Raw genomic sequence first — 21,148 nt, 5'->3', positions numbered from 1 at the left:
GCTCAGTCCTCCAGCGCGGCGAGTCCGGGCAGGGTCTTGCCCTCGAGGTATTCCAGGCTGGCCCCGCCACCGGTGGAGATGTGGGAGAAGCCGTCCTCGGGGAGACCGAGCTTACGCACGGCGGCGGCGGAGTCGCCACCACCGACGACGGTGAACGCGCCCGCGGCGATCAGCGCCTCGGCCACGGCGCGCGTGCCGCCGGAGAACGCGTCGAACTCGAACACGCCCATCGGGCCGTTCCAGAACACCGTCGCGGCGTCGGACAGCTTGGAGGCGAACAGCTCGCGCGTCTTCGGGCCGATGTCGAGCCCCTCGCGGTCGGACGGGATCGCCGTCGACGCGACCGCCTCGTGCTCGGCGTCCGGGGCGAACTCGGTCGCCGCGAGGACGTCCACCGGCAGGACGAGCTCGACGCCGCGCTTCTCGGCCTCGGCGATGAAGCCCCGGACCTTGTCGAGCTGGTCCTCCTGCAGCAGGGACTTGCCGACCTCGTGGCCCTGGGCCTTGAGGAAGGTGTACGCCATGCCGCCGCCGATGATCAGGCGGTCGACCTTGGCGAGCAGGTTGGCGATCACGCCGAGCTTGTCGGAGACCTTCGCGCCGCCGAGCACCACGGCGTACGGCCGCGCGGGGTCCTCGGTGAGCTTCTTGAGGACCTCGACCTCGGCCACGATCAGGCCGCCCGCGGCGTGCGGGAGCAGCTTCGGCACGTCGTAGACGCTGGCGTGCTTGCGGTGGACCGCGCCGAACCCGTCGCCGACGTACAGCTCGGCGAGGGCGGCCAGCCTGCCGGCGAACGCGCCGCGCGCCTCGTCGTCCTTGGACTCCTCGCCCGGCTCGAAGCGCAGGTTCTCCAGCAGCGCGACCTCGCCGTCGGCCAGGCCCTCGGCGATCTCACGCGCCGATTCCCCGACGACGTCGGAGGCGAACTTCACCGGGGCGCCGAGCAACTCGCCCAGGCGGGCGGCCACCGGCGCCAGGGAGAACTCCGGCGCCACCTTGCCCTTGGGACGGCCGAGGTGGGCGCAGACGATGACGCGCGCCCCGCGCCCGGCCAGCGACGAGATCGTCGGGACCGAGGCGCGGATGCGGCCGTCGTCGGTGATGGTGTCCCCGTCGAGGGGGACGTTGAGGTCGGCGCGCACCAGGACGCGCCGGCCCTTCACGTCAAGCGAGTCGATGGTCCGCATCAGAGCTGGGAACCCACCAGCTCGATGAGGTCGCCGAGGCGGTTGGAGTAGCCCCACTCGTTGTCGTACCAGCCGACGACCTTGACCTGGTTGCCGATGACCTTGGTCAGGCCGGAGTCGAAGATGCAGGACGCCGGGTCGGTGACGATGTCGCTGGAGACGATCTCGTCGGCGGTGTAGCTGAGGATGCCGCGCAGCGGGCCCTCGGCGGCGGCCTTCAGCGCCGCGTTGACCTCCTCGACGGTGGTCTCGCGGGCGACCTCGACGGTCAGGTCGGTGGCCGAGCCGGTCGGGATCGGCACGCGCAGCGCGAAACCGTCCAGCTTGCCCTTGAGCTCCGGCAGGACCAGGCCGATGGCCTTGGCGGCGCCGGTGGAGGTCGGCACGATGTTCAGCGCGGCGGCACGGGCGCGGCGCAGGTCCTTGTGCGGGCCGTCCTGGAGGTTCTGGTCCTGGGTGTAGGCGTGGATGGTCGTCATCAGGCCCTTCTCGATGCCGAAGGTGTCGTTGATGACCTTCGCCATGGGGGCCAGGCAGTTGGTGGTGCAGGAGGCGTTGGAGATGATCGTGTGCGACGCCGCGTCGTACTTGTCGTGGTTGACGCCCATCACGATGGTGATGTCCTCACCCTTGGCGGGCGCGGAGATGATGACCTTCTTGGCGCCGTTCTCGGCGTGCACCCTGGCCTTGGCGGCATCGGTGAACAGGCCCGTGGACTCAAGGACGACGTCGACACCCAGGTCGCCCCACGGCAGCTTGGCGGGGTCGCGCTCGGCGAACACCTTGATGGCCTTGCCGTCGACCGTGAGGTCATCGGCAGAGCTCTTGACCTCGTACGGCAGGCGGCCCAGGATGCTGTCGTACTTCAGCAGGTGGGCGAGGGTGGCGTTGTCGGTCAGGTCGTTGACGGCGACGACCTCGATGTCCTTGCCGCTGGCCGCCACGGCACGCCAGAAGTTGCGGCCGATACGGCCGAAGCCGTTGATGCCTACGCGGATGCTCACGGAAACAGATCTCCTCGAACGTCGTACGCCGGCTCATGCCGGCGTCGTGGCGGGCTGAAACCTCAGATAACCCTACCGGGTGCCAATTGGTGTAGACCACCGGGCTCCACCCTTCGCGCACCGGCCTTGGTAAGGATAGCGTCTCCCCTGGTCAAAGCCCTGATCAAAATTCTCCGCCACGCCGCCGCGCCTCACGTCGAGGCCACCCGAAGGCCGTGATCCCCACCCGAACGCCCGCGCCCGAAACCTCCCGTGGGAGCGGTCCCGGCGCGCCGACTCGTGCCGCTGCCGGATTCCCCCAGGTCCCTGCCGTCCCTCAGGTCCCGGCGGCGGGTCGCGCCACACCGTCCGCGGTCCGGCCGGCGGCCGACCCCGTCGCGGCGGTCCGGATCAGGGGGCGAGCATGTCGGCGGTCAGGTTGGCGTCCGTGCTGGCGATGCCCAGGTCGGAGGCCCGTTTGTCGGCCATCGCCAGCAGGCGGCGGATGCGGCCGGCGATGGCGTCCTTGGTCAGCGGGGGGTCGGCGATCTGGCCGAGCTCCTCCAGGGACGCCTGCTTGTGCTCGACGCGCAGCCGGCCGGCGACCACCAGGTGCTCGGGGGCGTCGTCGCCGAGGATCTCCAGCGCGCGCTGCACCCGCGCGCCTGCGGCCACCGCGGCGCGGGCCGACCTGCGCAGGTTGGCGTCGTCGAAGTTGGCCAGGCGGTGGGCGGTGGCGCGCACCTCGCGGCGCATGCGGCGTTCCTCCCAGGCCAGCACGCTGTCGTGGGCGCCGAGGCGGGTCAGCAGCGCGCTGATCGCGTCGCCGTCCCTCACCACCACCCGGTCGACGCCGCGCACCTCCCGCGCCTTGGCGTGGATCTTGAGCCGCCGGGCGGAGCCGACGAGCGCGAGCGCTGCCTCCGGGCCCGGGCAGGTGACCTCCAGTGACATCGAGCGGCCGGGCTCGGTCAGGGAGCCGTGGGCCAGGAACGCGCCGCGCCAGGCCGCCTCTGCGTCGCACGTCGCCCCCGACACCACCTGCCGCGGCAGGCCGCGAACCGGCCGGCCATGGTTGTCGATCAAGCCGGTCTGGCGGGCCAGCGCCTCACCGTCGCGGTACACCCGCACGACGTACCGCGAGCCCTTGCGCAGCCCGGCGGGCGCCAGCACCAGGACCTCGGCCTTGTGCCCGAAAACCTCGCCGATGTCCTTGATCAGACGCCGGGCGGTGACATTGGTGTCGAGCTCGGCCTCGATGACGATGCGCCCGCCCACCAGGTGAAGCCCGCTCGCGAACCGCAGCAGCGTCGACACCTCGGCCTTGCGGCAGCAAGGCTTGAGCACCGCGAGCCGGCTCAGCTCGTCCTTCACCACACCCGTCATGGCCATGTGCGTGTGTCCTCCCCCATACAGACCCGTCTCCTGGTCGGAGCCGCCTCGTCGCGCCACGCGTGGGTGGCGGGCAGGCGACGCGGCTCCATCGGCCCCCGGCAAGTCTCTCGCACCCCGTGGGCGCGCTGACCAGGATCAACGCTTCCCACGGAAAATCTCGTCCAGGACCAAGGCAAGCCGTCGTGCATCATGTCTCGGCGAGCCGTCGGAGGCTGCGACGTCGGCCAGCACCAGCCGCGCGCCGAGGGCGTCGGCGGCCTTCTCCAGCTCGTCGCGGTCCCCGGCGGCCCGGTGGTCGGCCAGCACGACGTCGACGGTCAGGTCGGGGGCGTGCTCGCGCAACACCTGCAGGTGTTTGCCCGCCGAGAAGCCGTCGGTCTCGCCGGGCTGCGGGGCGAGGTTGAGCGCGACCACCCTGCGGGCGGAGGTGCCGTGCAGCGCCTCGGCGAGCCGGGGCACCTTGAAGTGCGGCATCACGCTGGTGAACCACGAGCCGGGGCCGAACACCACCCAGTCGGCCTCCGCCACCGCCTCGACGGCCTCGGGGCAGGCGGGCGGGTCCGCGGGCACCAGGGAGATCGCCTGGACGTTGCCCGGGGTCAGCGCGCAGGCCACCTGGCCGCGGACGACCGTCACCCGGCCGTCCAGCTCGACCTCGGCCTCGATGTCGATCGGCACCGACGCCATCGGCAGCACCCGGCCGTGCGCCCCGAGCAGGCGCCCCACCCAGTCGAGGCCCGCCACGGGATCGTCGAGCAGCTCCCACAGCGCCACGATCAGCAGATTACCGACCGCGTGCCCGTGTAACTCGCCCTCGCTGCGGAAGCGGTGCTGGACGACCTTGCTCCAGGTCTGGCCCCAGTCGTCGTCCCCGCACAGCGCCGCGAGCGCCATGCGCAGGTCGCCGGGCGGGAGCACGCCGAGTTCGCGCCTCAGACGGCCGCTGGAGCCCCCGTCGTCGGCGACCGTCACCACGGCCGTCAGCTCGCTCGTCACCCTGCGCAGGGCCGACAGAGAGGCGTACAGGCCGTGGCCACCGCCGAACGCGACCACCTTGGCGCCCTGGCCCACGCGATCTCCTCTCGGTTCCGAGCGACAGCCCCGCCGAGGCCGCCCCTCACCCTCACCGCCCGCCACCGGGCCCGACCCTCCGGCGCCCCCAGCGCCCGCCGTCCCGCCCTCATCGGGACCCGACGGCCACCCCCGTGAGGCCCCCGCACCGGCGACGCCCTGCCCGGCGTCACGCGCGTCGCCGGCGGAAAAACCCGCGCCACCGGCGACGGCAGGCCCCCAGGCGACGGCAGCGCCGCGAGAAGCAGGAAAGGCCGTGCCACGGCCAACGCCGCGCCCCCAGGCGACGGCGGCAGAAACGGCGGGCCCCCACGCGACGGCACGGCCGCGGGAAACGGCCGCATCGGAGGAAACCGCCGCACCAGGGGAGAGCCCGCTCGGCCTGGGCGCCCCGACGGGGATCGACCCGGCGGGCAGTAGAGCGTGCCAACGGGCGCGGGCGCGCGGGAACGGCGGACAGCGGGGACCTTCGCCGCCCTCTTCCCCGGCGTCATCGACGGGGCGCCCGCCCGGGGCCTCACCTCGGGACGTGCCCGGCGACGCCCCGCTCTCGTCGCTCACTCGCGGCCCACATCCCGATGGCTCACCTGCACTTCCATGCCGCGCTCGCGCAACCGGGCGCCGATCTGCTCGGACATGGCCACGCTGCGGTGCTTGCCGCCCGTGCAGCCCACGGCGAGGGTGGCATACCCCTTGCCCTCGCGGACGTATCCGGCGGCCACGACACCCAGCACCTCCTCGTAGGCGTCCAGGAACTCCTTGGCGCCCGCCTGGCTGAGAACGTAGTCGCGCACGGGGGTGTCGAGGCCGTTCATCGCGCGCAGCTCGGGCACCCAGTGGGGGTTGGGCAGGAAACGGCAGTCGACCACCAGGTCGGCGTCGACCGGCAGGCCGTACTTGAAGCCGAAGGACACCACGTTGACCCGCAGGCCGGGGCGGTCCTCGCCGCCGAAGAACGAGACGATCTTCCCGCGCAGCTCGTGCACGTTGAGCGAGGACGTGTCGATGACCAGGTCGGCGTTGGCGCGGACCTCCCGCAGGATGCCGCGCTCGCGGGCGATGCCGTCGACCAGCCGCCCCTCCCCCTGGAGCGGGTGGGGACGCCGGACGTTCTCGAAGCGGCGGACGAGCCCTTCGTCGCCGGCCTCCAGGAACACCACCCGGACGGCGACGCCGCGCGCCTCGAGTTCCTCGATGGCGGAGTTGAGGTCGGTGGTGAACGCCAGGCTGCGCACGTCCACGACGGCGGCGACCTTGTCGGTGGCGAGCTTGACCCGCCCGGCCTCCTCGGCCATGGCGAACAGCATGCCCGGCGGCAGGTTGTCGATGACGAACCAGCCGAGGTCCTCCAGGGCCTTGGCCGCCGTACTGCGCCCGGCTCCGGACATTCCGGTCACGATGACGAACGCGGTGTCCCCCGCCGCGCGCCGCTCCCCTGGCGGGTGGACCGCGCCATGACCGCCGTACGCCGTTCCGGAGCCCTCCGCGGAGGCCGGCGGCACGCCGGCGTCCGGCCGGTCGCCCGGCAGCGGGACGACGTCCTGGCCGCCCTTCGGCGACGCCGGAACGCCCCGGGCGCCGTGCGGCGGCGGCGCGGGCGGCGCGCCCGGCGCCGACGGCCCGGTGCCGTGGTCGTCGTCGTGCCGGTTCGTGTGCTCGTTCACGTGCCCTCCCCCTTCAGCGCCGCAACGATCGCCTCGGCCGTGGACAGGCCGATGCCGGGAACCTCGCGGATCTCGTCGACCGTGGCCCCGCGTAACCGCTTGACGGATCCGAAGCGCTTCAGCAGAGCCTGCTTGCGCGCCGCGCCGAGCCCGCGAATCTCGTCCAGAGCACTCTCTTTGAGCGACTTCGCGCGTTTGGATCGATGGTAGGTGATGGCGAATCGGTGGGCCTCATCGCGCACCCTCTGGAGAAGATAAAGGCCTTCGCTGCTGCGGGGCAGGATGACCGGCTGGTCATCGCCGGGAAGCCAGACCTCCTCCAGCCGCTTGGCGAGCCCGCTGACGGCGACGTCGTCGACGCCGAGCTCGTCGAGCGCCCGCTGGGCCGCCGCCACCTGAGCCGGGCCGCCGTCGACCACGACCAGGTTGGGCGGATAGGCGAACTTGCGCGGCCTGCCGGTCTCGGGGTCGATCGGCTCGGGGTCGAGCTCGCCGACGGAGGAGCGCTCCTCCAGGTGGCGCTTGAACCGCCGGGAGATGACCTCGTAGATCGAGGCGACGTCGCCCTGGCCGGCCGTGCCGCGGATCGCGAAGCGGCGGTACTCGCTCTTGCGCGCGAGGCCGTCCTCGAACACGACCATCGAGGCGACGACGTCGTCACCCTGCAGGTGGGACACGTCGTAGCACTCGATGCGCAGGGGCGCCTGGTCGAGGTCGAGCGCGTCGGCGATCTCCTGGAGGGCGCGGCTGCGGGTGGTGAGGTCGCTCGCCCTGCGCAGTTTGTGCTGGGCCAGGGACTCCTTGGCGTTGCGCTCGACGGTCTCCATGAGCGTCTTCTTGTCGCCGCGCCGGGGAACCCGCACCTCGACCCGGGAGCCGCGCTGCTCGCCGAGGAGCTCGGCCACCGCGTCGGCCTCCGGCGGGAGGGCGGGCACGAGGACCTCCCGCGGCACCGCCTCGGGCGCGGCCTCGCCGTACATCTGGAGCAGGAAGTGCTCGACGAGCTCACCGGGCGCGGCCTCCTCTACCTTGTCGACCACCCAGCCGCGCTGGCCCCGGATGCGGCCGCCGCGCACGTAGAAGACCTGGACGGCGGCCTCCAGCGGGTCTTCGGCGAGCGCGACGACGTCGCAGTCGGTGCCCTCGCCGAGCACCACGGCCTGCTTCTCCAGCGCCCGCTGCAGCGCCTGGATGTCGTCGCGCATCCGGGCGGCCCGCTCGAACTCCTCGGCGGAGGCGGCCTCGCGCATCTCGCGCTCCAGCCGCTTGATGAACCGGCCGGTGTTGCCCGCCATGAAGTCGCAGAAGTCCTCGGCGAGGCGGCGGTGTTCCTCCTCGCTGACGCGACCGACGCACGGGGCCGAGCACTTGTCGATGTAGCCGAGAAGGCAGGGGCGGCCGATCTGGCCGGCGCGTTTGAACACCCCGGCCGAGCAGGTGCGCACCGGGAACACGCGCAGCAGCAGGTCGACGGTCTCGCGGATCGCCCAGGCGTGGGAATAGGGACCGAAATAGCGGGTGCCCTTGCGCTTGGCGCCGCGCATCACCTGAACCCGCGGATAGTCCTCCCCCATGGTGACGGCGAGGAAGGGATAGGACTTGTCGTCGCGGTATTTGACGTTGAATCGGGGGTCGAACTCCTTGATCCAGGAGTATTCGAGCTGGAGGGCCTCGACCTCCGTGCCGACGACCGTCCAGTCGACGCCGGCGGCGGTGGTGAGCATCGTCTGGGTGCGCGGATGCAGGCTCGCGAAGTCGGCGAAGTAGGAGTTGAGCCGCTGGCGCAGGCTTTTGGCCTTGCCGACATAGATGACCCGGCCATTGGCGTCCCTGTACCGGTAGACCCCCGGGCAGTCGGGGATCGACCCGGGCTCGGGCCGGAAACTCAAGGGGCTGTTCGCGGGTCTCACCACACCTCAAAGCCTATCCGGACCCGCCGACAGAATAAGGCGATCGGACGCCACCCGGGGGTCCGGAGGCCGGACGGGAGGATCACCGGCGCCGCCACGTCCACGGAGGAGACGGCACCACCATCAAGGCCACCGCCTCCGGCCGGAACACGCCCTGTGCACGGCCGCCCGCTTCCTCCGAAGCCGGCCGGATAGGCCGCGTGACCGGGGCCTTGGAAGGAGCGATCCCGGAGGCGGTGAACACCGCCGTTAGACCTCGCAATACGGATATCAAGGTATATGGCAGCACATATCCGGTGAAATTCGGTCCCGGACATGACTACGGGCGAGGGTGAAGGGCATCGCCCCCTTCACCCCCGCGCGGCGACCGAGCCACTGGCGGCTAGTTCACGGCCACGACGTCACGCGAGACTGATCGAGTCGCCGTCGACCTTGAGCTGCTTCTCTTCGAGCGGCTTCTTCGCCGGGCCGGCGGTCACCGAACCGTCCGAGATGCTGAACTTGCTGCCATGGCAAGGACAGTTGATGGTGCCGCCGGACACGGCGTTGACCGGGCAGCCCTGGTGGGTGCAGATGGCACTGAACGCCTTGAACTCGCCGTCGTTGGGCTGGGTGATCACAACGTTCTGGTCCTTGAAGACCTTGCCGCCGCCCTTGGGGATGTCACCGGTCTTCGCCAGGCCGCCCGCTCCCCCGGCGGAGTCTGCGCCGGCCGGGGCGTCGCCCGCCGACGAGGAGGCGGGAGCCGGGTCCGACGACGAGCCGCCGCCCACCGTGGCCGAGGAGTCGTAGCCGCTGCACGCGGTGAGCACCACGCCGAGGCCCGCGCCGCCCGCACCGAGGATCATCGCACGCCGTGTGGTTTCAGTATCCGTCATGATCGCCTTCCTAGAGATCTCTTACCCCTGCTACGGCTCCCGCCGCGGGTTGGTTCAGCATGGGCCAGAAGTAACTCAGGAAGTATGAACAATTACGCGTAACACGCGAGTCAAACGTCCCTCATGCCCCCACCAGGCACCGCAAGGGCCTATGAGGCACGGCTTCCCCCTGTCAACCGGTGAGGCGCTCGCGGCCGTGAGGGGAGTCCAAGCCCCCCTGGAGCGGCGCCAGGTCGAAGCGCTTGACGCCCTCCGCGGGCGTGAAGGCGGTATGCCGGTACGTGGAGAAGTCGGTGGTGTCACGGAAGGCGGGGCGCTGGTAGAGATCCCGGGCGTAGGACCACAGGTGCGTGAAGTCGGTGAGCCGGCGCTCGCTGAAACGGGCGCCGGGGTTGTCGGCGAGGTCGAAACGGGCCAGGGTGACCCAGAGCCGGACGTCGGCCTCGGTGATGGCGTCGCCGAAGAGGAAACGGCGGCCGGCGAGGCGCTCGTCGAGGCGTTCAAGGGCGGCCACGGTCTCGCCGCGAAGCCTCTCGCGATCTGGACGGAGACGGCGCCTGACCCGGCCGCCCGGCACCACGGCGTCACGGCGAGCGACTCCGTCAGGTCGGGCGGCTCCGGGGGCGGGTGGGCGGCCGGGCACGGACGCAGGCCGGCACCGGGCCCGCGCCCCCGGCACCCGGGCGCGCGGTCAGCCCCCGAGGATCTTGCTGAGGAAGCGGCCGGTGTGGCTCTCTTCGACGCGCGCGACCTGCTCGGGGGTGCCGGTGGCGAGCACCTGGCCGCCCCGCGACCCGCCCTCGGGGCCCATGTCGATCAGCCAGTCGGCGGTCTTGATGACGTCGAGGTTGTGCTCGATGACGATCACCGTGTTCCCGCCGTCGACCAGGCGGCCGAGCACGCCGAGGAGCTTGCGGATGTCCTCGAAGTGAAGGCCGGTGGTGGGCTCATCCAGGACGTACACCGTGCGGCCGGTGGAGCGGCGCTGGAGCTCGGAGGAGAGCTTGACCCGCTGGGCCTCGCCGCCCGACAGCGTGGTGGCGGGCTGCCCGAGCCGGACGTACCCGAGGCCGACCTCGTTGAGCGTCTGCAGGTGGCGCTTGATCGCCGGGATCGCGTCGAAGAACTCCAGGGCCTCCTCGATCGGCATGTCGAGGACCTCGGAGATCGTCTTGCCCTTGTAGTGGACCTCCAGCGTCTCCCGGTTGTACCGGGCGCCGTGGCAGACCTCGCAGGGGACGTAGACGTCCGGGAGGAAGTTCATCTCGATCTTGATGGTGCCGTCACCCGCGCAGGCCTCGCAGCGGCCGCCCTTGACGTTGAAGCTGAACCGGCCGGGAAGGTAGCCGCGGACCTTCGCCTCGGTGGTCTGCGCGAACAGCTTGCGGACGTGGTCGAACACCCCGGTGTAGGTCGCCGGGTTGGACCTCGGCGTACGGCCGATCGGGCTCTGGTCGACGTGGACCACCTTGTCGACCAGGTCGGTGCCGGTCACGCGGGAGTGCCGGCCGGGGACGGTCTTGGCGCCGTTGAGCTCCTTGGCCAGGGCGCTGTAGAGGATGTCGTTGACCAGCGTCGACTTGCCCGAGCCCGACACGCCCGTGACCGCGGTGAACACGCCGAGCGGGAAGTCGACGTCGACGCCCTTGAGGTTGTGCTCGCGCGCGCCCTTGACGGTGAGCTTGCGCTTGAGGTCGCGCTTGCGCCGCGCCACGGGCACCCGGATGCTCCTGCGCCCGGCAAGGTAGGCGCCGGTAAGCGAGTCCTCACTGGCGAGCAGGTCCTGGACGGTGCCGGAGACGACGACCTGGCCGCCGTGCTCGCCGGCGCCGGGGCCGATGTCGACCACCCAGTCGGCGGCGGCGATGGTGTCCTCGTCGTGCTCGACGACGATGAGGGTGTTGCCCATGTCGCGCAGGCGGATCAGCGTGTCGAGCAGCCTCTGGTTGTCGCGCTGGTGCAGGCCGATGGACGGCTCGTCCAGGACGTACAGGACGCCGACGAGGCCCGAGCCGATCTGCGTGGCCAGGCGGATGCGCTGGGCCTCGCCACCGGCGAGCGTCCCGGCCGCGCGGTTGAGGGTGAGGTAGTCGAGGCCGACGTCGAGCAGGAAGCCGAGCCGGGCGTTGATCTCTTTGACGACCCGCTCGGCGATGTGCATGTCGCGCTCGGACAGCGTGAGGTCGCCGAGGAACTTCGCGCACTCGCCGATCGACAGGGACGACACCTCGGCGATCGAGCGGTCGCTGACCGTCACCGCCAGCGAGACCGGCTTGAGTCGGGCTCCCCTGCAGGTGGGACAGGGGATCTCCCGCATGAAGCCCTCGAAGCGCTCACGGCTGGAGTCGCTCTCGGCCTCGGCGTGCCGCCGCTGCACCCACGGGATGACGCCCTCGAACGTCGTGTAGTAGGAGCGCTGCCGACCGTACCGGTTGCTGTAGCGGACGTGGACCTGCTCGTCGTGGCCACGCAGCAGCGCCTTCTGTGCCTGCTTGGACAGCCGCTCCCACGGCGTGTCGAGGTCGAAGCCCAGTGCGTGCCCGAGCGCCTCGACCAGGCGGATGAAGTAGTCGCTGGTGTGGCCGCCGGCCCACGGGGAGATGGCGCCGTCGCCGAGGGACTTCTCGGGGTCGGGGACGACGAGCTCGGGATCGACCTCCATGCGGGTGCCGAGGCCCGTGCAGTCGGGGCAGGCGCCGAACGGCGAGTTGAAGGAGAAGGACCGGGGCTCGAGCTCCTCGAACGACAGGTCGTCGTAGGGGCAGTAGAGGTGCTCGGAGTAGAAGCGCTCGCGGCCGGGGTCGTCCTCGGCGAGGTCGACGAAGTCGAGGGTGATCGTGCCGCCGGAGAGCTGGAGCGCGGTCTCGACCGAGTCGGTGAGCCGGCGGCGAGCGCTCTCTTTCACCGAGAGACGGTCGACGATGACCTCGATGTCGTGCTTTTCGTACTTTTTCAGAGTGGGCGGCTCTTCGAGCCTGACGACGGTGCCGTCGACCCTGGCCCGCGCGAAGCCCTTGGTCTGGAGCTCGCGGAACAGCTCGGCGTACTCGCCCTTGCGTCCGCGGATCACCGGGGCCATGACCTGGAAGCGGGTGCCCTCGGGCAGCTCAAGGACGCGGTCGACGATCTGCTGCGGGGTCTGCCGGGCGATGGGACGGCCGCACGCCGGGCAGTGGGGCTTGCCGATGCGCGCCCACAGAAGGCGCAGGTAGTCGTAGACCTCGGTGATCGTGCCGACGGTGGACCGCGGGTTGCGCGAGGTGGACTTCTGGTCGATCGAGACGGCCGGCGACAGGCCCTCGATGAAGTCGACGTCGGGCTTGTCCATCTGCCCGAGGAACTGCCTGGCGTACGCCGAGAGCGACTCGACGTACCGGCGCTGGCCCTCGGCGAAGATGGTGTCGAAGGCCAGGCTGGACTTACCCGAGCCGGACAGCCCGGTGAAGACGATCAGAGCGTCTCGCGGAAGGTCGAGCGAGACGTCTTTAAGGTTGTGTTCGCGGGCGCCACGAACGATCAAGCGGTCGGCCACAGCAGATCTCTCATGTCCGTTCATGATCCACGGCAGCCGAGCTAGGGCCACCTCTGACTAGTCGCCGCCACTCTAACGACGGGGTCCGACAGTTTTCTTCCGGTCCGGAAACGCCCCCGCGAGGAGGCGTGACCCCGGCGTACGCGCGGCCGTGAGGGTCTGACGCGATGATGGTGTTCATGACCGTTCTGGACGACCTTGCGACCGAACTCGACGCCGCCACGAAGTGGTTGCTCGCGACCGCGGCCGCGATGCCCGATCGGGACGTCACGGCCCCCTCCCTGCTTCCGGGCTGGACGCGCGGCCACGTGCTCACCCACGTCGCGCGCAACGCGGACAGCCATGTCAACTTGCTGACCTGGGCCAAGACGGGCGTGTTCACCCCACAGTACCCAACGCTGGAGGCCCGGGAGGCCCAGATCGCCGAAGGCGCCGGAAGGGCCGCCGCCGAGCAGCACGCCGACCTGGCCGCGAGCGCGGCCCGGCTGGACGTGGCCGTCCGGGACACGCCCCCGCAGGCCTGGCGCGCGACCGTGACCGGCATGACCGGCGACGGCCACCCCGCCTGGTACGCGCTGGTCCGCAGGCTCCGGGAGGTTGAGCTCCACCACGTCGACCTCGGCGCCGGCTACACCTGGGCCGATCTGCCGCCCGCGTTCGTCCTGCGGGAGCTGCACGACACGGTGGCGACGTGGCCGCGCGCCGAGAGCCCGATCAGCGCGATCCACGCGGGCGGGCGCAGCTGGACCGGCCTCGGCGAGGGTCCGGAGCTGCGCGGGGACGCCCCGATCGTCCTGGCCTGGGCGACGGGACGCCTGGACGGCGGCCCTCGGGCGGCGGGCCTGGATTTCACGGGGCTTAGGCTGGCGGAGAGCCCGCCGGCGGCGCCGAAGTGGCTGACGAAGTCCGCGCCGCCCGGCCTCCCGCCGACGCCTCCTGAGGAGTATCCATGACGTACACCGGTGACGTGACGGCCGGCGGCCCCGCCGACGTGCGTGACCTCCCCGGCCTGACGATCAGCAAGATCGAGGTCGGGGACTTCGGTAACAACGCGTACCTGCTGCGGTGCCGCGAGACCGGCGACGGCGTGCTGATCGACGCCGCCAACGACGCGCCCCGCCTGCTCGAGCTCATCGGCGACCGTCCGATCAGCAAGATCATCACCACCCATCGGCACCAGGACCACTGGATGGCCCTGGCCGAGGTCGCCAAGGAGACCGGCGCCGAGATCGTCGCCCACCCGCTGGACGCCCCCGAGCTGCCGGTGCCGGTGACCCGCCCGGTGGAGCACGGCGCCCGCGTCAGCGTGGGCGTGGTGACCATCGAGGTGATCCACCTGCGCGGGCACACGCCCGGCTCGATCGCCCTGCTCTACCAGGACGGGCATCTGTTCACGGGCGACTCGTTGTTCCCCGGCGGGGTCGGCAACACCCAGGGGGACCCCACCCGGTTCGACCAGCTTTACACCGACGTGGTGGAGCGCGTCTTCGACCGGTTGCCCGATGCGACCTGGGTGTACCCGGGTCACGGCAAGGACACCACGCTCGGGACCGAGCGGCCCGCGCTGCCCGAGTGGCGCGCCCGGGGCTGGTAGCCCTCCCGCCCCTGAGACGCGAACGGCCCGGCACCCGTGAAGGAAGGCGCCGGGCCGTTCGAGGCCTTGATCGGCCAGAGTACGGAGGGACTAGCGCACGCCCGCGGCGACCTTGCGCTCCTTGCGCTGCTCGCGCTTGAACATCAAGACGCGCAGCGGGATCGCCGACACCAGCGCTATCTGCATGCAGGCGCCGATCTGGATCAAGATGTCACCGCCGGCGAGGTCGGCCGCCCAGATGATCAGGCAGGTGACGTTGACCATGATCCACGCCAGCACGACCGCCGCCAGGTTGCCCTTGGGCTTGGGGTACTCGATGCGGCTGACCATGAGCCAGGCCACGGCGAAGACGCCGATAACCGTCGGGTAGGACGGCTGGAAGAGCAGCACGATGGATACCACGGTCATGGCCCCCATCGGGATGGGCAGGCCCATGAAGTCGCCGCTCTTGGTCTTCACGCAGGCGAACCGCGCCAGCCGGACGACGCCCGCGACCAGCACGGACACCGCGGCGCACAGCACCAGCCACAGCGGAAGCTTGTGGGAGAAACCCGCCCAGGCCACCACCATGAAGGCGGGGGCGAACCCGAAGCTGATCACGTCGGCGAGGTTGTCCAGCTCGGCGCCCATGGCCGAGGCGCGGAACCGCCGTGCGACGAGCCCGTCGAACAGGTCACAGGTGGCGCCGATCAGCAGCAGCACCACCGCCGTGGCGAAATAGCGCGGATCGGGGTGGAACTCGCCCTTCGACTGCTGGAGCTGGGTGATCGCCGACCACGCCAGCACGCAGACCGCCAGGAACCCGCAGACCGCGTTGCCGATGGACAGCGAGTCGGCGGCGGACAGCCGGAACGCCTTCCCGACCGGCCCTCGCGGCTCTTCGTCCTCGCCCAGGTCGTCCATGGACCATCCGGCGTCAGCCATGGTCAATGCGAGTCACTCCCGCCGTCGTCCGCTGCCCCACGCTGACCGCGGGGGCAATCCCTTCAGGAAGGTAGATGTCCACCCGCGACCCGAAGCGGATCAGGCCGATCCGCTCGCCGCGCGAGACCTTGGCGCCCATGCCGACGTACGGCACGATGCGGCGGGCCACGGCTCCGGCGATCTGCCACAGCTCGATGTCACCGAGGGCCGTGGCGAAGTGCCAGACGACCCGCTCGTTCTGGTCGCTGTCCTTGTTGAAGGCCGGGCGGAACCCGCCCGCCACGTGCTGGACGGAGGTCACCGTGCCGTCGAGCGGCGCGCGGTTCACGTGGACGTTCAGCGGGCTCATGAAGATCGCCACGCGGGTACGGCCGTCCGGCTGAGGGTCGACGCTCTGCACCACACCGTCGGCGGGGCTCAGCACCAGTCCGGGACCGAGGTCGCGCTCGGGATCGCGGAAGAACCACAGCATGGCGCCCGTCAGGGCGGCCAGCAGAGCCGCCGCGAGCACCCACGGGCGGGACCGCCGGGCCAGCGCCGCCGACACGACGGCGGCCGTGGCGGTGGGGGCCAGCCAGGGGGAAACGCCACGGGCCAGCCGCACGCGGCGACGGCCGTGGTTGGGCGAATCGTTGGACACAGGGAACCTTTGTGATGATTGCGGCCAGAGACCGGATTGTGACTTTATCGCCGAATGCTACCCAGCTCGCGGCTCCCGCATAGCGATATGGGACAAGCAAATCGGGTCATGCACCGTTTCGCTACCCTTGAGACACCTTCGCGGGCGCCGTCGACTCGCCGGACCGCTTCCTGTCCCGCCGGGCCTTGATCAGGCTTGCCACGGTGGTGATGACCATCGTGCCGCCGATCACCGAGAGGGAGACCCAGATCGGGACCTCGGGCGCCCAGTCGACGCCACCGGCGTGCAATGCCTCGAGGATGAGCTTAACCCCGATGAAGCCCAGAATGAACGACAGACCGTAGCTGATGTACACCAACCGCTGGAGAAGACCGCCCAGCAGGAAGTAGAGCTGACGCAGTCCCATCAGCGCGAACGCGTTGGCGGTGAAGACGATGAAGGCGTCCGTGGTGAGGCCGAAGATGGCCGGAATCGAGTCCAGCGCGAAGAGCAGGTCGGTGGTGCCGATGGCCACCATGACGATCAGCATGGGCGTCACCATGCGGCGGCCGTCCACCTTGGTGATGGCCTTGGACCCCACGAAGCCGTCGGTGGTCGGGAAGATACGGCGCACCCAGCGCAGCAGGAGGTTCTCCTTGAACTCCTCCTCGTCGTGGCCGCGCAGCAGGTTGACCGCCGTGTAGATGAGGAAGGCGCCGAACACGTAGAAGAGCCAGCTGAAGCGCTCGAGCGCGGCGGCGCCGATGAGGATGAAGAACCCGCGCATCACCAGGGCCAGCAGCACGCCGACCAGCAGCACCTTGTGCTGGTAGATCCGCGGCACGGCGAAACGGCCCATGATGATGTAGAAGACGAACAGATTGTCCACGCTCAGGCTGTACTCGGTGATGTAGCCGGCGAAGAATTCACCGGCCTTGTCCGCGCCTTCCACGACGAACAGCCCGATGCCGAACAACACCGCCAGGCCGACATAGAAACCGACCCAGAAACCCGCCTGGCGCAGGGAGAATTCCCGCGGCTCGCCGCGGTCCACGATCCAGAGGTCGATGGCGAGAACCACCAAGAGCCCGCCGATGACGGCGGCCCACGCCCACACGGAAACGTCCAACACAAAACCTCCGGCCCGCGTCAAAGTGCCGGAGGTCTCTCCCGCCCGTGGCGCCGACGCCTCGGACCGGCAGCCCCGGGTCGGCCCATGGGGGCACACCGTGATGACGAGGCTGTCGCGAAGGGATACTCCCCCCCTCGCCGAGGAGTATAGGCGAGCACATAAGCCCTACCTAATCAGCCCATGAGCGCGCCGCGCGATCATGGGCACGGCGTCGGCGCCCCGACGGCGCCTGATCACGCACAGGGCCACTCCCGCGGCCGTGATGACGCAGGTCACAGGCTCGCGCCCCGAGAACGCGCCCCTACGCCCTCCGCGGCGCCCCCGGAGATGGATCTCACAGAATCAGTACTTCACCCGTATTGAGTGAAGTCGCCGGGAACCGCCCGTGCGGCCCCGATCATCCCCGCCCGCCCCGCAGCGCCCCGTACCTCTCCCGGACGGCGCGGACGGCGGCGTCCCGGTCAGGCAGCGGACGCGCCGCCGCGGCGGCCGACAGGCGCGCGGCCAGCCCCGGATCGGCGAGCAACGCCTCGGCGGCCCGCCGCAGCGCGGCCGCGTCACCCGACGGCACCAGCAGGGCGGCGTCCCCGACCATGCCGGGCACCCCCCCGACCGCCGTCGCGATGATCGGCCGCCCGGCCCGCAGGGCCTCCTGCACATTCAGCGGCTGCCCCTCCCATCTGCTCGGCAGGACCAGCGCGTCCGCCGCCCGCAGCAGGTCGGCGACGTCGGCGCGGTCGCCGAGCAGCCGTACCGGCAGACCTTCGGCGTCGATCCGCGCCTGGAGCACCCCCCGCAGAGGCCCCTCCCCGGCGACCGCGAACAGCGGGACCGGCCCGGCGTACGGACCGCGGGCGGCGTCCAGCAGGGTCTCCAGCCCCTTCTGCTGGGCCAGGCGGGCGATGGTGAGCAGGATCGGGTGCTCCCCCGCGCCGAGCTCGGCGCGGACCTCGGCGGGCGTCCGGACCGGCGGGCCGAGGGGCGGCGCCGGGACCACGGCGGGCGCGACGCTCCTCGCGCCGAGGGCGGCCATGCGCTCCCCCAGGTCGGGCGAGACGACCAGCACCTCATCCGCCCGTCTGGCGACGACGCGCTCCAGCACGCCGTACATCGCGCCGATCATTCCCGAAGCGGTCAGCGCGTTGTGCAGGGTGACCACCAGCCCCGCACGCCGCCCGGCCGGCGCCAGCGCCGCCAGGGCTCCGGCGCGCAGCCCGTGGGCGTGCACGACGTCCGCCCCCGCCACCAGCGCCCGCAGCCGCCAGACGGCGCGCAGGTCACTCGCGGGACGCGGCCGATCGGAGATCGGCACCTCGGCGAACCGGGCGAGTCCGGAGAAACCGAACGCCCGGTCGGTGCTCGCGGGACCGGCCACGACGACCTGGTCCCCCTCGGCGCGCAGCCCTTCGGCGAGCATGCGCACGTGCCGCCCGACCCCGCCCGCGCTCGTCCCGAGCACCAGCAGCACGCGCGGCGCCGCCTCACCCATGCCCGACACCCTGCTCGACACCACGCGCGACACCACGCCCGTCAGCCATGCCCATCGCCCCTCTCATGCCCACGGCCACCGGCCGCGCCCGCGTCCGCGTCCGCACCTTGCCGGACGGCCCGCGACGGCGAGCCCCCATCCGTGTCGACGCCCGTGTCCGCGCTCGTGCCGGTGTCCACGACCTCGTCCACCGCCCGTGCCGGGCCCGGGTCTCGCGGCGGCCCGTCCGGCGCCGCCGGCGGCGCTCCGTCCCCAGGACCCCGGCGTCGCGCGAGCAGCGAGGCGAGGTCGCGCCGGTCGATCACGGCCGCGACCGCCAGGGCCACCGCCACCGCGACGGCACCGGCCAGCACGGCCACGCCCGCGTTCGCGGCCGGCCCGTGAACGGCGACGCCCGCGGCGACCCGCTGACCCGCGACGAAACCGGCTCCCCCGCCCAGCACGGCCGCCAGCGCCGCGCGCGGCACACCCGCCAGCGCCCCGCCGCCCCGGGCGCGGGCGACGGCCGCGAGCAGCAGAGCGCCCCCGGCCGTCATCCCGACCGCGCTGCCGAGCGCCAGCCCGCCGAGCTTCCACTCACGGGGGAACGCGAACACGAAGACGGTCTGCGCCGCCATGACGACCACCCATCCGGCCACCGTCCCCCCGGCGGCGGCCCTGCCCCTGCCGGACGCGTACAGCACGCGGCTGAGATGGGCGAGCAGTCCGTACCCGACGAGGCCGGGGGCGAACAGCGCGATGGCCCTGGCGAGCTCGACGGGGGCGATCTTGCCGCCCATGCCCTCCACGAACACCGAGGCCACCGGCGCGGCCACCGCCGCCAGCGCGCCCGCCGCGAGCCCCGACACCAGGAGCACGGCACGCGTGGTGCGCGCGGACAGCGCGGCGAAGCCCTCCGGATCCGCGGCGCGCGCGGACAGGGCGGGGAACGCGCTGGTGGCGATGGGCACGGCCAGCACGGCGTACGGCACCTGGTAGATGGCCCAGGCGTAGTTGTAGCCCGGAAGCCCTCCGCCGCCGACCTGGCGGTTGGCCAGCCAGACCACCATCGCCATGGCGACCTGCTGGGCGACCAGGGCGCTGAGTCCCGCGAGGGCCAGGCGGCGCACCTGGGCCGCGACGCCCTCGGGGAAGCGCAGCGTGGGCCGCAGCGGCAGGCCGAGCTGGGACACCGGCCCGATCACGGCGACCACCAGGGCCAGGACGCCGAGGGTCGTGCCGGCGGACAGGGCCAGCTCGGCGGGCAGGGGCACGTCCAACGGGTCGTCGACGGTCCCGGCCAACGGAATGTACGCGAGGTAGGCGGCGACGACCACCAGGCTGGACACCAGCGGCGCCACGGCCGGCCCGACGAAGCGGCGGTGGGCCTGGAGTACCCCGTACAGAACGACCGCGATGCCGTACAGCGGGATCTGCGGCGCGAACACCACGAGCATGCGGGTGGCGACGGCCGTGAGGGCGGCTGGGTCGTCACAGTCGGGGACATTTCCGGCTAAAAGCCCCATGAGTGGACCCGCGGTCAGCGCCGTGAGCACGGCCAGCGGCACCAGGAGCAGCAGCACCCACGTCAGCAGGGCGGAGGTGATCCGCCCCGCCTCGGCACGCGCCTCGGGCGTCCGCTCCGCGCCGTGGCCGCCGCCGGACGACGTGCCGGCGATCACGGGGACGACCATGCCGGCGAGCGCGCCGCCCACGACGATCTCGAAGACGATGTTCGGCACCTGGTTGGCCGTGAAGTAGGCCGTGCTCAGGCAGTTGGTGCCGACGGTGCGGGCCAGGACGAGCTGCTTGCCGAAGCCGACCACGCGCGCCAGGATCGTGACGACCCCGATCACCACCGCGGCCGCCACGACCCCCTGGCCTGCCCGTTTGATCATCTGGGACGGCGGCCCAGCATGTCGAGGCGGTTCAGCACGGGGTTCCCGGCGATCACCTTGGTGAAGCTGACCTTCTCGGAGGCCGCGGTCAGCCCGGCCACCACGCCGAGCGCCGCCAGCCGAGCGGGACGGCCGAGCGAGGAGGCGGCGGCGACGCCGAGCAGCGCGCCGAGGGCGTTCGCGCCCGCGTCGCCGAGCATGGCGCGCTCGCCGAGGTCCTCGGGAAGCAGGGCGATGCCCGCGCCGAGCGGCACGGCGGCCAGCGCGGCACCCGCCGGGGCGTCCTTGGCCAGCGACGCCGCGACCAGCGGGCCTCCGGCCAGCAGCCCCACCTTGATGGCGCGGCCGGGGCGCAGGTCGAACAGGTTGGCGAGGTTGGCGGCCCCGGCGATGAGCGCGCCGTCGATCAGCGTGTCGGCGAGCCGCGCCCCCGCCCCCTTGGGAGCACGCGGCAGCAGGGCGGCGGCGGCGAGGCCGGCGGCGCCGATGCCGAGGATCTTCACCGCCCCGCTGGTCACCTCCCCCCGGGCCAGCGCGGTCAGGTGCCCCTTGAAGCCCTTGGACGCGCCCGACCCGCGCAGGTCGTCGTAGGCGCCGAGCCCCCCGGCGCCCGCCCCGGCGAGGACGGCGGCGGCGCGGACCCGCCCGGGCAGGCCCGGGACCAGGGCGGCCGCGGCCCCCGCGCCCGCCACGAACGCCGGGCCTTCGAGCAGCGTGATCGGCTCGCCGCGGTGGTTGGTGCGCGTCCAGGTCTTCTCGTCGCCGATCGGCGGGCGGCGGGTGAACGCGGTGTAGGCGGCGCGGGCGGCGACGGCGCCGAGGGCGGCACCGGCCAGGGCACCGAGCCAGGAGCGTTGGGCCACAGCGGATCCCTCTTCGTCAGGAGCACC

Annotated in this window: 17 protein-coding genes; 2 read left to right on the top strand and 15 right to left on the bottom strand. The window is 71.9% G+C overall.

The window, feature by feature from the left end; translation table 11 throughout:
• Window positions 1–2: 2 nt before the first annotated feature.
• From AB0M95_RS29995 to uvrA, 9 genes are all read right to left on the bottom strand, one after another.
• Entirely contained in the window at window positions 3–1,190 is a 1,188-nt protein-coding gene (locus tag AB0M95_RS29995) for a phosphoglycerate kinase (RefSeq protein WP_363771603.1), read from the bottom strand.
• Window positions 1,190–2,194, bottom strand: a complete 1,005-nt coding sequence (gap, locus tag AB0M95_RS29990) for a type I glyceraldehyde-3-phosphate dehydrogenase (RefSeq protein ID WP_358521954.1) — start codon at window positions 2,192–2,194, stop codon at window positions 1,190–1,192. Before gap ends, AB0M95_RS29995 begins: the two co-directional genes overlap by 1 nt.
• A gap of 390 nt (window positions 2,195–2,584) precedes the next feature.
• Window positions 2,585–3,565, bottom strand: a complete 981-nt coding sequence (gene whiA, locus AB0M95_RS29985) for a DNA-binding protein WhiA (protein ID WP_114030119.1) — start codon at window positions 3,563–3,565, stop codon at window positions 2,585–2,587.
• Window positions 3,566–3,703: 138 nt separating this feature from the next.
• Window positions 3,704–4,639 (bottom strand): uridine diphosphate-N-acetylglucosamine-binding protein YvcK, encoded by a 936-nt coding sequence (gene yvcK / locus AB0M95_RS29980; RefSeq protein WP_363771598.1) that lies wholly within the window; start codon window positions 4,637–4,639, stop codon window positions 3,704–3,706.
• Between the two features lie 557 nt (window positions 4,640–5,196).
• A complete protein-coding gene (gene rapZ, locus AB0M95_RS29975; protein WP_363771677.1) occupies window positions 5,197–6,039 on the bottom strand; it encodes an RNase adapter RapZ in 843 nt (280 codons plus the stop codon).
• A 260-nt stretch (window positions 6,040–6,299) separates the two neighbouring features.
• Window positions 6,300–8,192 (bottom strand): excinuclease ABC subunit UvrC, encoded by a 1,893-nt coding sequence (gene uvrC, locus AB0M95_RS29970; RefSeq protein WP_363771674.1) that lies wholly within the window; start codon window positions 8,190–8,192, stop codon window positions 6,300–6,302.
• A 422-nt stretch (window positions 8,193–8,614) separates the two neighbouring features.
• Window positions 8,615–9,091 carry a Rieske (2Fe-2S) protein gene (locus tag AB0M95_RS29965; protein ID WP_363771595.1) on the bottom strand — a complete coding sequence of 159 codons (477 nt, stop codon included), beginning with the start codon at window positions 9,089–9,091 and terminating at the stop codon, window positions 8,615–8,617.
• Between the two features lie 172 nt (window positions 9,092–9,263).
• Window positions 9,264–9,668, bottom strand: coding sequence for a glutathione S-transferase C-terminal domain-containing protein (locus AB0M95_RS29960; RefSeq protein WP_363771671.1), 405 nt, complete (start codon window positions 9,666–9,668; stop codon window positions 9,264–9,266).
• Window positions 9,669–9,782: 114 nt separating this feature from the next.
• On the bottom strand, window positions 9,783–12,623 hold the full coding sequence (gene uvrA / locus AB0M95_RS29955; RefSeq protein WP_363771592.1) for an excinuclease ABC subunit UvrA: 2,841 nt from the start codon (window positions 12,621–12,623) through the stop codon (window positions 9,783–9,785).
• 179 nt (window positions 12,624–12,802) lie between these two features.
• On the opposite strand from uvrA, the gene AB0M95_RS29950 reads away from it, so the two are divergent.
• Together AB0M95_RS29950 and AB0M95_RS29945 are read left to right on the top strand one after the other, a co-directional pair.
• Window positions 12,803–13,576, top strand: coding sequence for a maleylpyruvate isomerase family mycothiol-dependent enzyme (locus tag AB0M95_RS29950; protein WP_363771589.1), 774 nt, complete (start codon window positions 12,803–12,805; stop codon window positions 13,574–13,576).
• A complete protein-coding gene (locus AB0M95_RS29945) occupies window positions 13,573–14,217 on the top strand; it encodes an MBL fold metallo-hydrolase (protein WP_363771586.1) in 645 nt (214 codons plus the stop codon). The genes AB0M95_RS29950 and AB0M95_RS29945 overlap by 4 nt, the downstream gene beginning before the upstream one ends.
• A gap of 90 nt (window positions 14,218–14,307) precedes the next feature.
• On the opposite strand, the gene pssA is transcribed toward AB0M95_RS29945, so the two are convergent.
• From pssA to AB0M95_RS29915, 6 genes are all read right to left on the bottom strand, one after another.
• The gene (gene pssA / locus AB0M95_RS29940) at window positions 14,308–15,141 is read right to left on the bottom strand and encodes a CDP-diacylglycerol--serine O-phosphatidyltransferase (RefSeq protein ID WP_358522051.1); all 834 of its coding nucleotides are present in this window, start codon (window positions 15,139–15,141) and stop codon (window positions 14,308–14,310) included.
• Entirely contained in the window at window positions 15,134–15,781 is a 648-nt protein-coding gene (locus tag AB0M95_RS29935) for a phosphatidylserine decarboxylase (RefSeq protein WP_363771583.1), read from the bottom strand. The genes pssA and AB0M95_RS29935 overlap by 8 nt, the downstream gene beginning before the upstream one ends.
• A 121-nt stretch (window positions 15,782–15,902) precedes the next feature.
• A complete protein-coding gene (locus AB0M95_RS29930) occupies window positions 15,903–16,889 on the bottom strand; it encodes a TerC family protein (RefSeq protein ID WP_363771580.1) in 987 nt (328 codons plus the stop codon).
• A 400-nt stretch (window positions 16,890–17,289) separates the two neighbouring features.
• Complete coding sequence (locus AB0M95_RS29925) at window positions 17,290–18,381, bottom strand: glycosyltransferase family 4 protein (RefSeq protein WP_363771578.1); 1,092 nt, start codon at window positions 18,379–18,381, stop codon at window positions 17,290–17,292.
• A 41-nt stretch (window positions 18,382–18,422) separates the two neighbouring features.
• On the bottom strand, window positions 18,423–20,258 hold the full coding sequence (locus AB0M95_RS29920; RefSeq protein ID WP_363771575.1) for a lipid II flippase MurJ: 1,836 nt from the start codon (window positions 20,256–20,258) through the stop codon (window positions 18,423–18,425).
• Window positions 20,255–21,121, bottom strand: coding sequence for a hypothetical protein (locus tag AB0M95_RS29915; RefSeq protein ID WP_363771572.1), 867 nt, complete (start codon window positions 21,119–21,121; stop codon window positions 20,255–20,257). Before AB0M95_RS29915 ends, AB0M95_RS29920 begins: the two co-directional genes overlap by 4 nt.
• Between the last annotated feature and the right edge of the window lie 27 nt (window positions 21,122–21,148).

This window comes from Sphaerisporangium sp. NPDC051017, from assembly GCF_040683095.1.
Classification (GTDB): domain Bacteria; phylum Actinomycetota; class Actinomycetes; order Streptosporangiales; family Streptosporangiaceae; genus Sphaerisporangium.
This window is presented reverse-complemented; position numbering and strand designations above follow the sequence as displayed.

Excerpts from the sequence above, each read along its gene's own strand:
- AB0M95_RS29995 (WP_363771603.1), bottom strand. The coding sequence starts at position 1,190 with ATGCGGACCATCGACTCGCTTGACGTGAAGGGCCGGCGCGTCCTGGTG.
- whiA (WP_114030119.1), bottom strand. The coding sequence starts at position 3,565 with ATGGCCATGACGGGTGTGGTGAAGGACGAGCTGAGCCGGCTCGCGGTG.
- AB0M95_RS29965 (WP_363771595.1), bottom strand. The coding sequence starts at position 9,091 with ATGACGGATACTGAAACCACACGGCGTGCGATGATCCTCGGTGCGGGC.
- AB0M95_RS29950 (WP_363771589.1), top strand. The coding sequence starts at position 12,803 with ATGACCGTTCTGGACGACCTTGCGACCGAACTCGACGCCGCCACGAAG.
- AB0M95_RS29945 (WP_363771586.1), top strand. The coding sequence starts at position 13,573 with ATGACGTACACCGGTGACGTGACGGCCGGCGGCCCCGCCGACGTGCGT.
- pssA (WP_358522051.1), bottom strand. The coding sequence starts at position 15,141 with ATGGCTGACGCCGGATGGTCCATGGACGACCTGGGCGAGGACGAAGAG.
- AB0M95_RS29925 (WP_363771578.1), bottom strand. The coding sequence starts at position 18,381 with ATGGGTGAGGCGGCGCCGCGCGTGCTGCTGGTGCTCGGGACGAGCGCG.
- AB0M95_RS29920 (WP_363771575.1), bottom strand. The coding sequence starts at position 20,258 with ATGATCAAACGGGCAGGCCAGGGGGTCGTGGCGGCCGCGGTGGTGATC.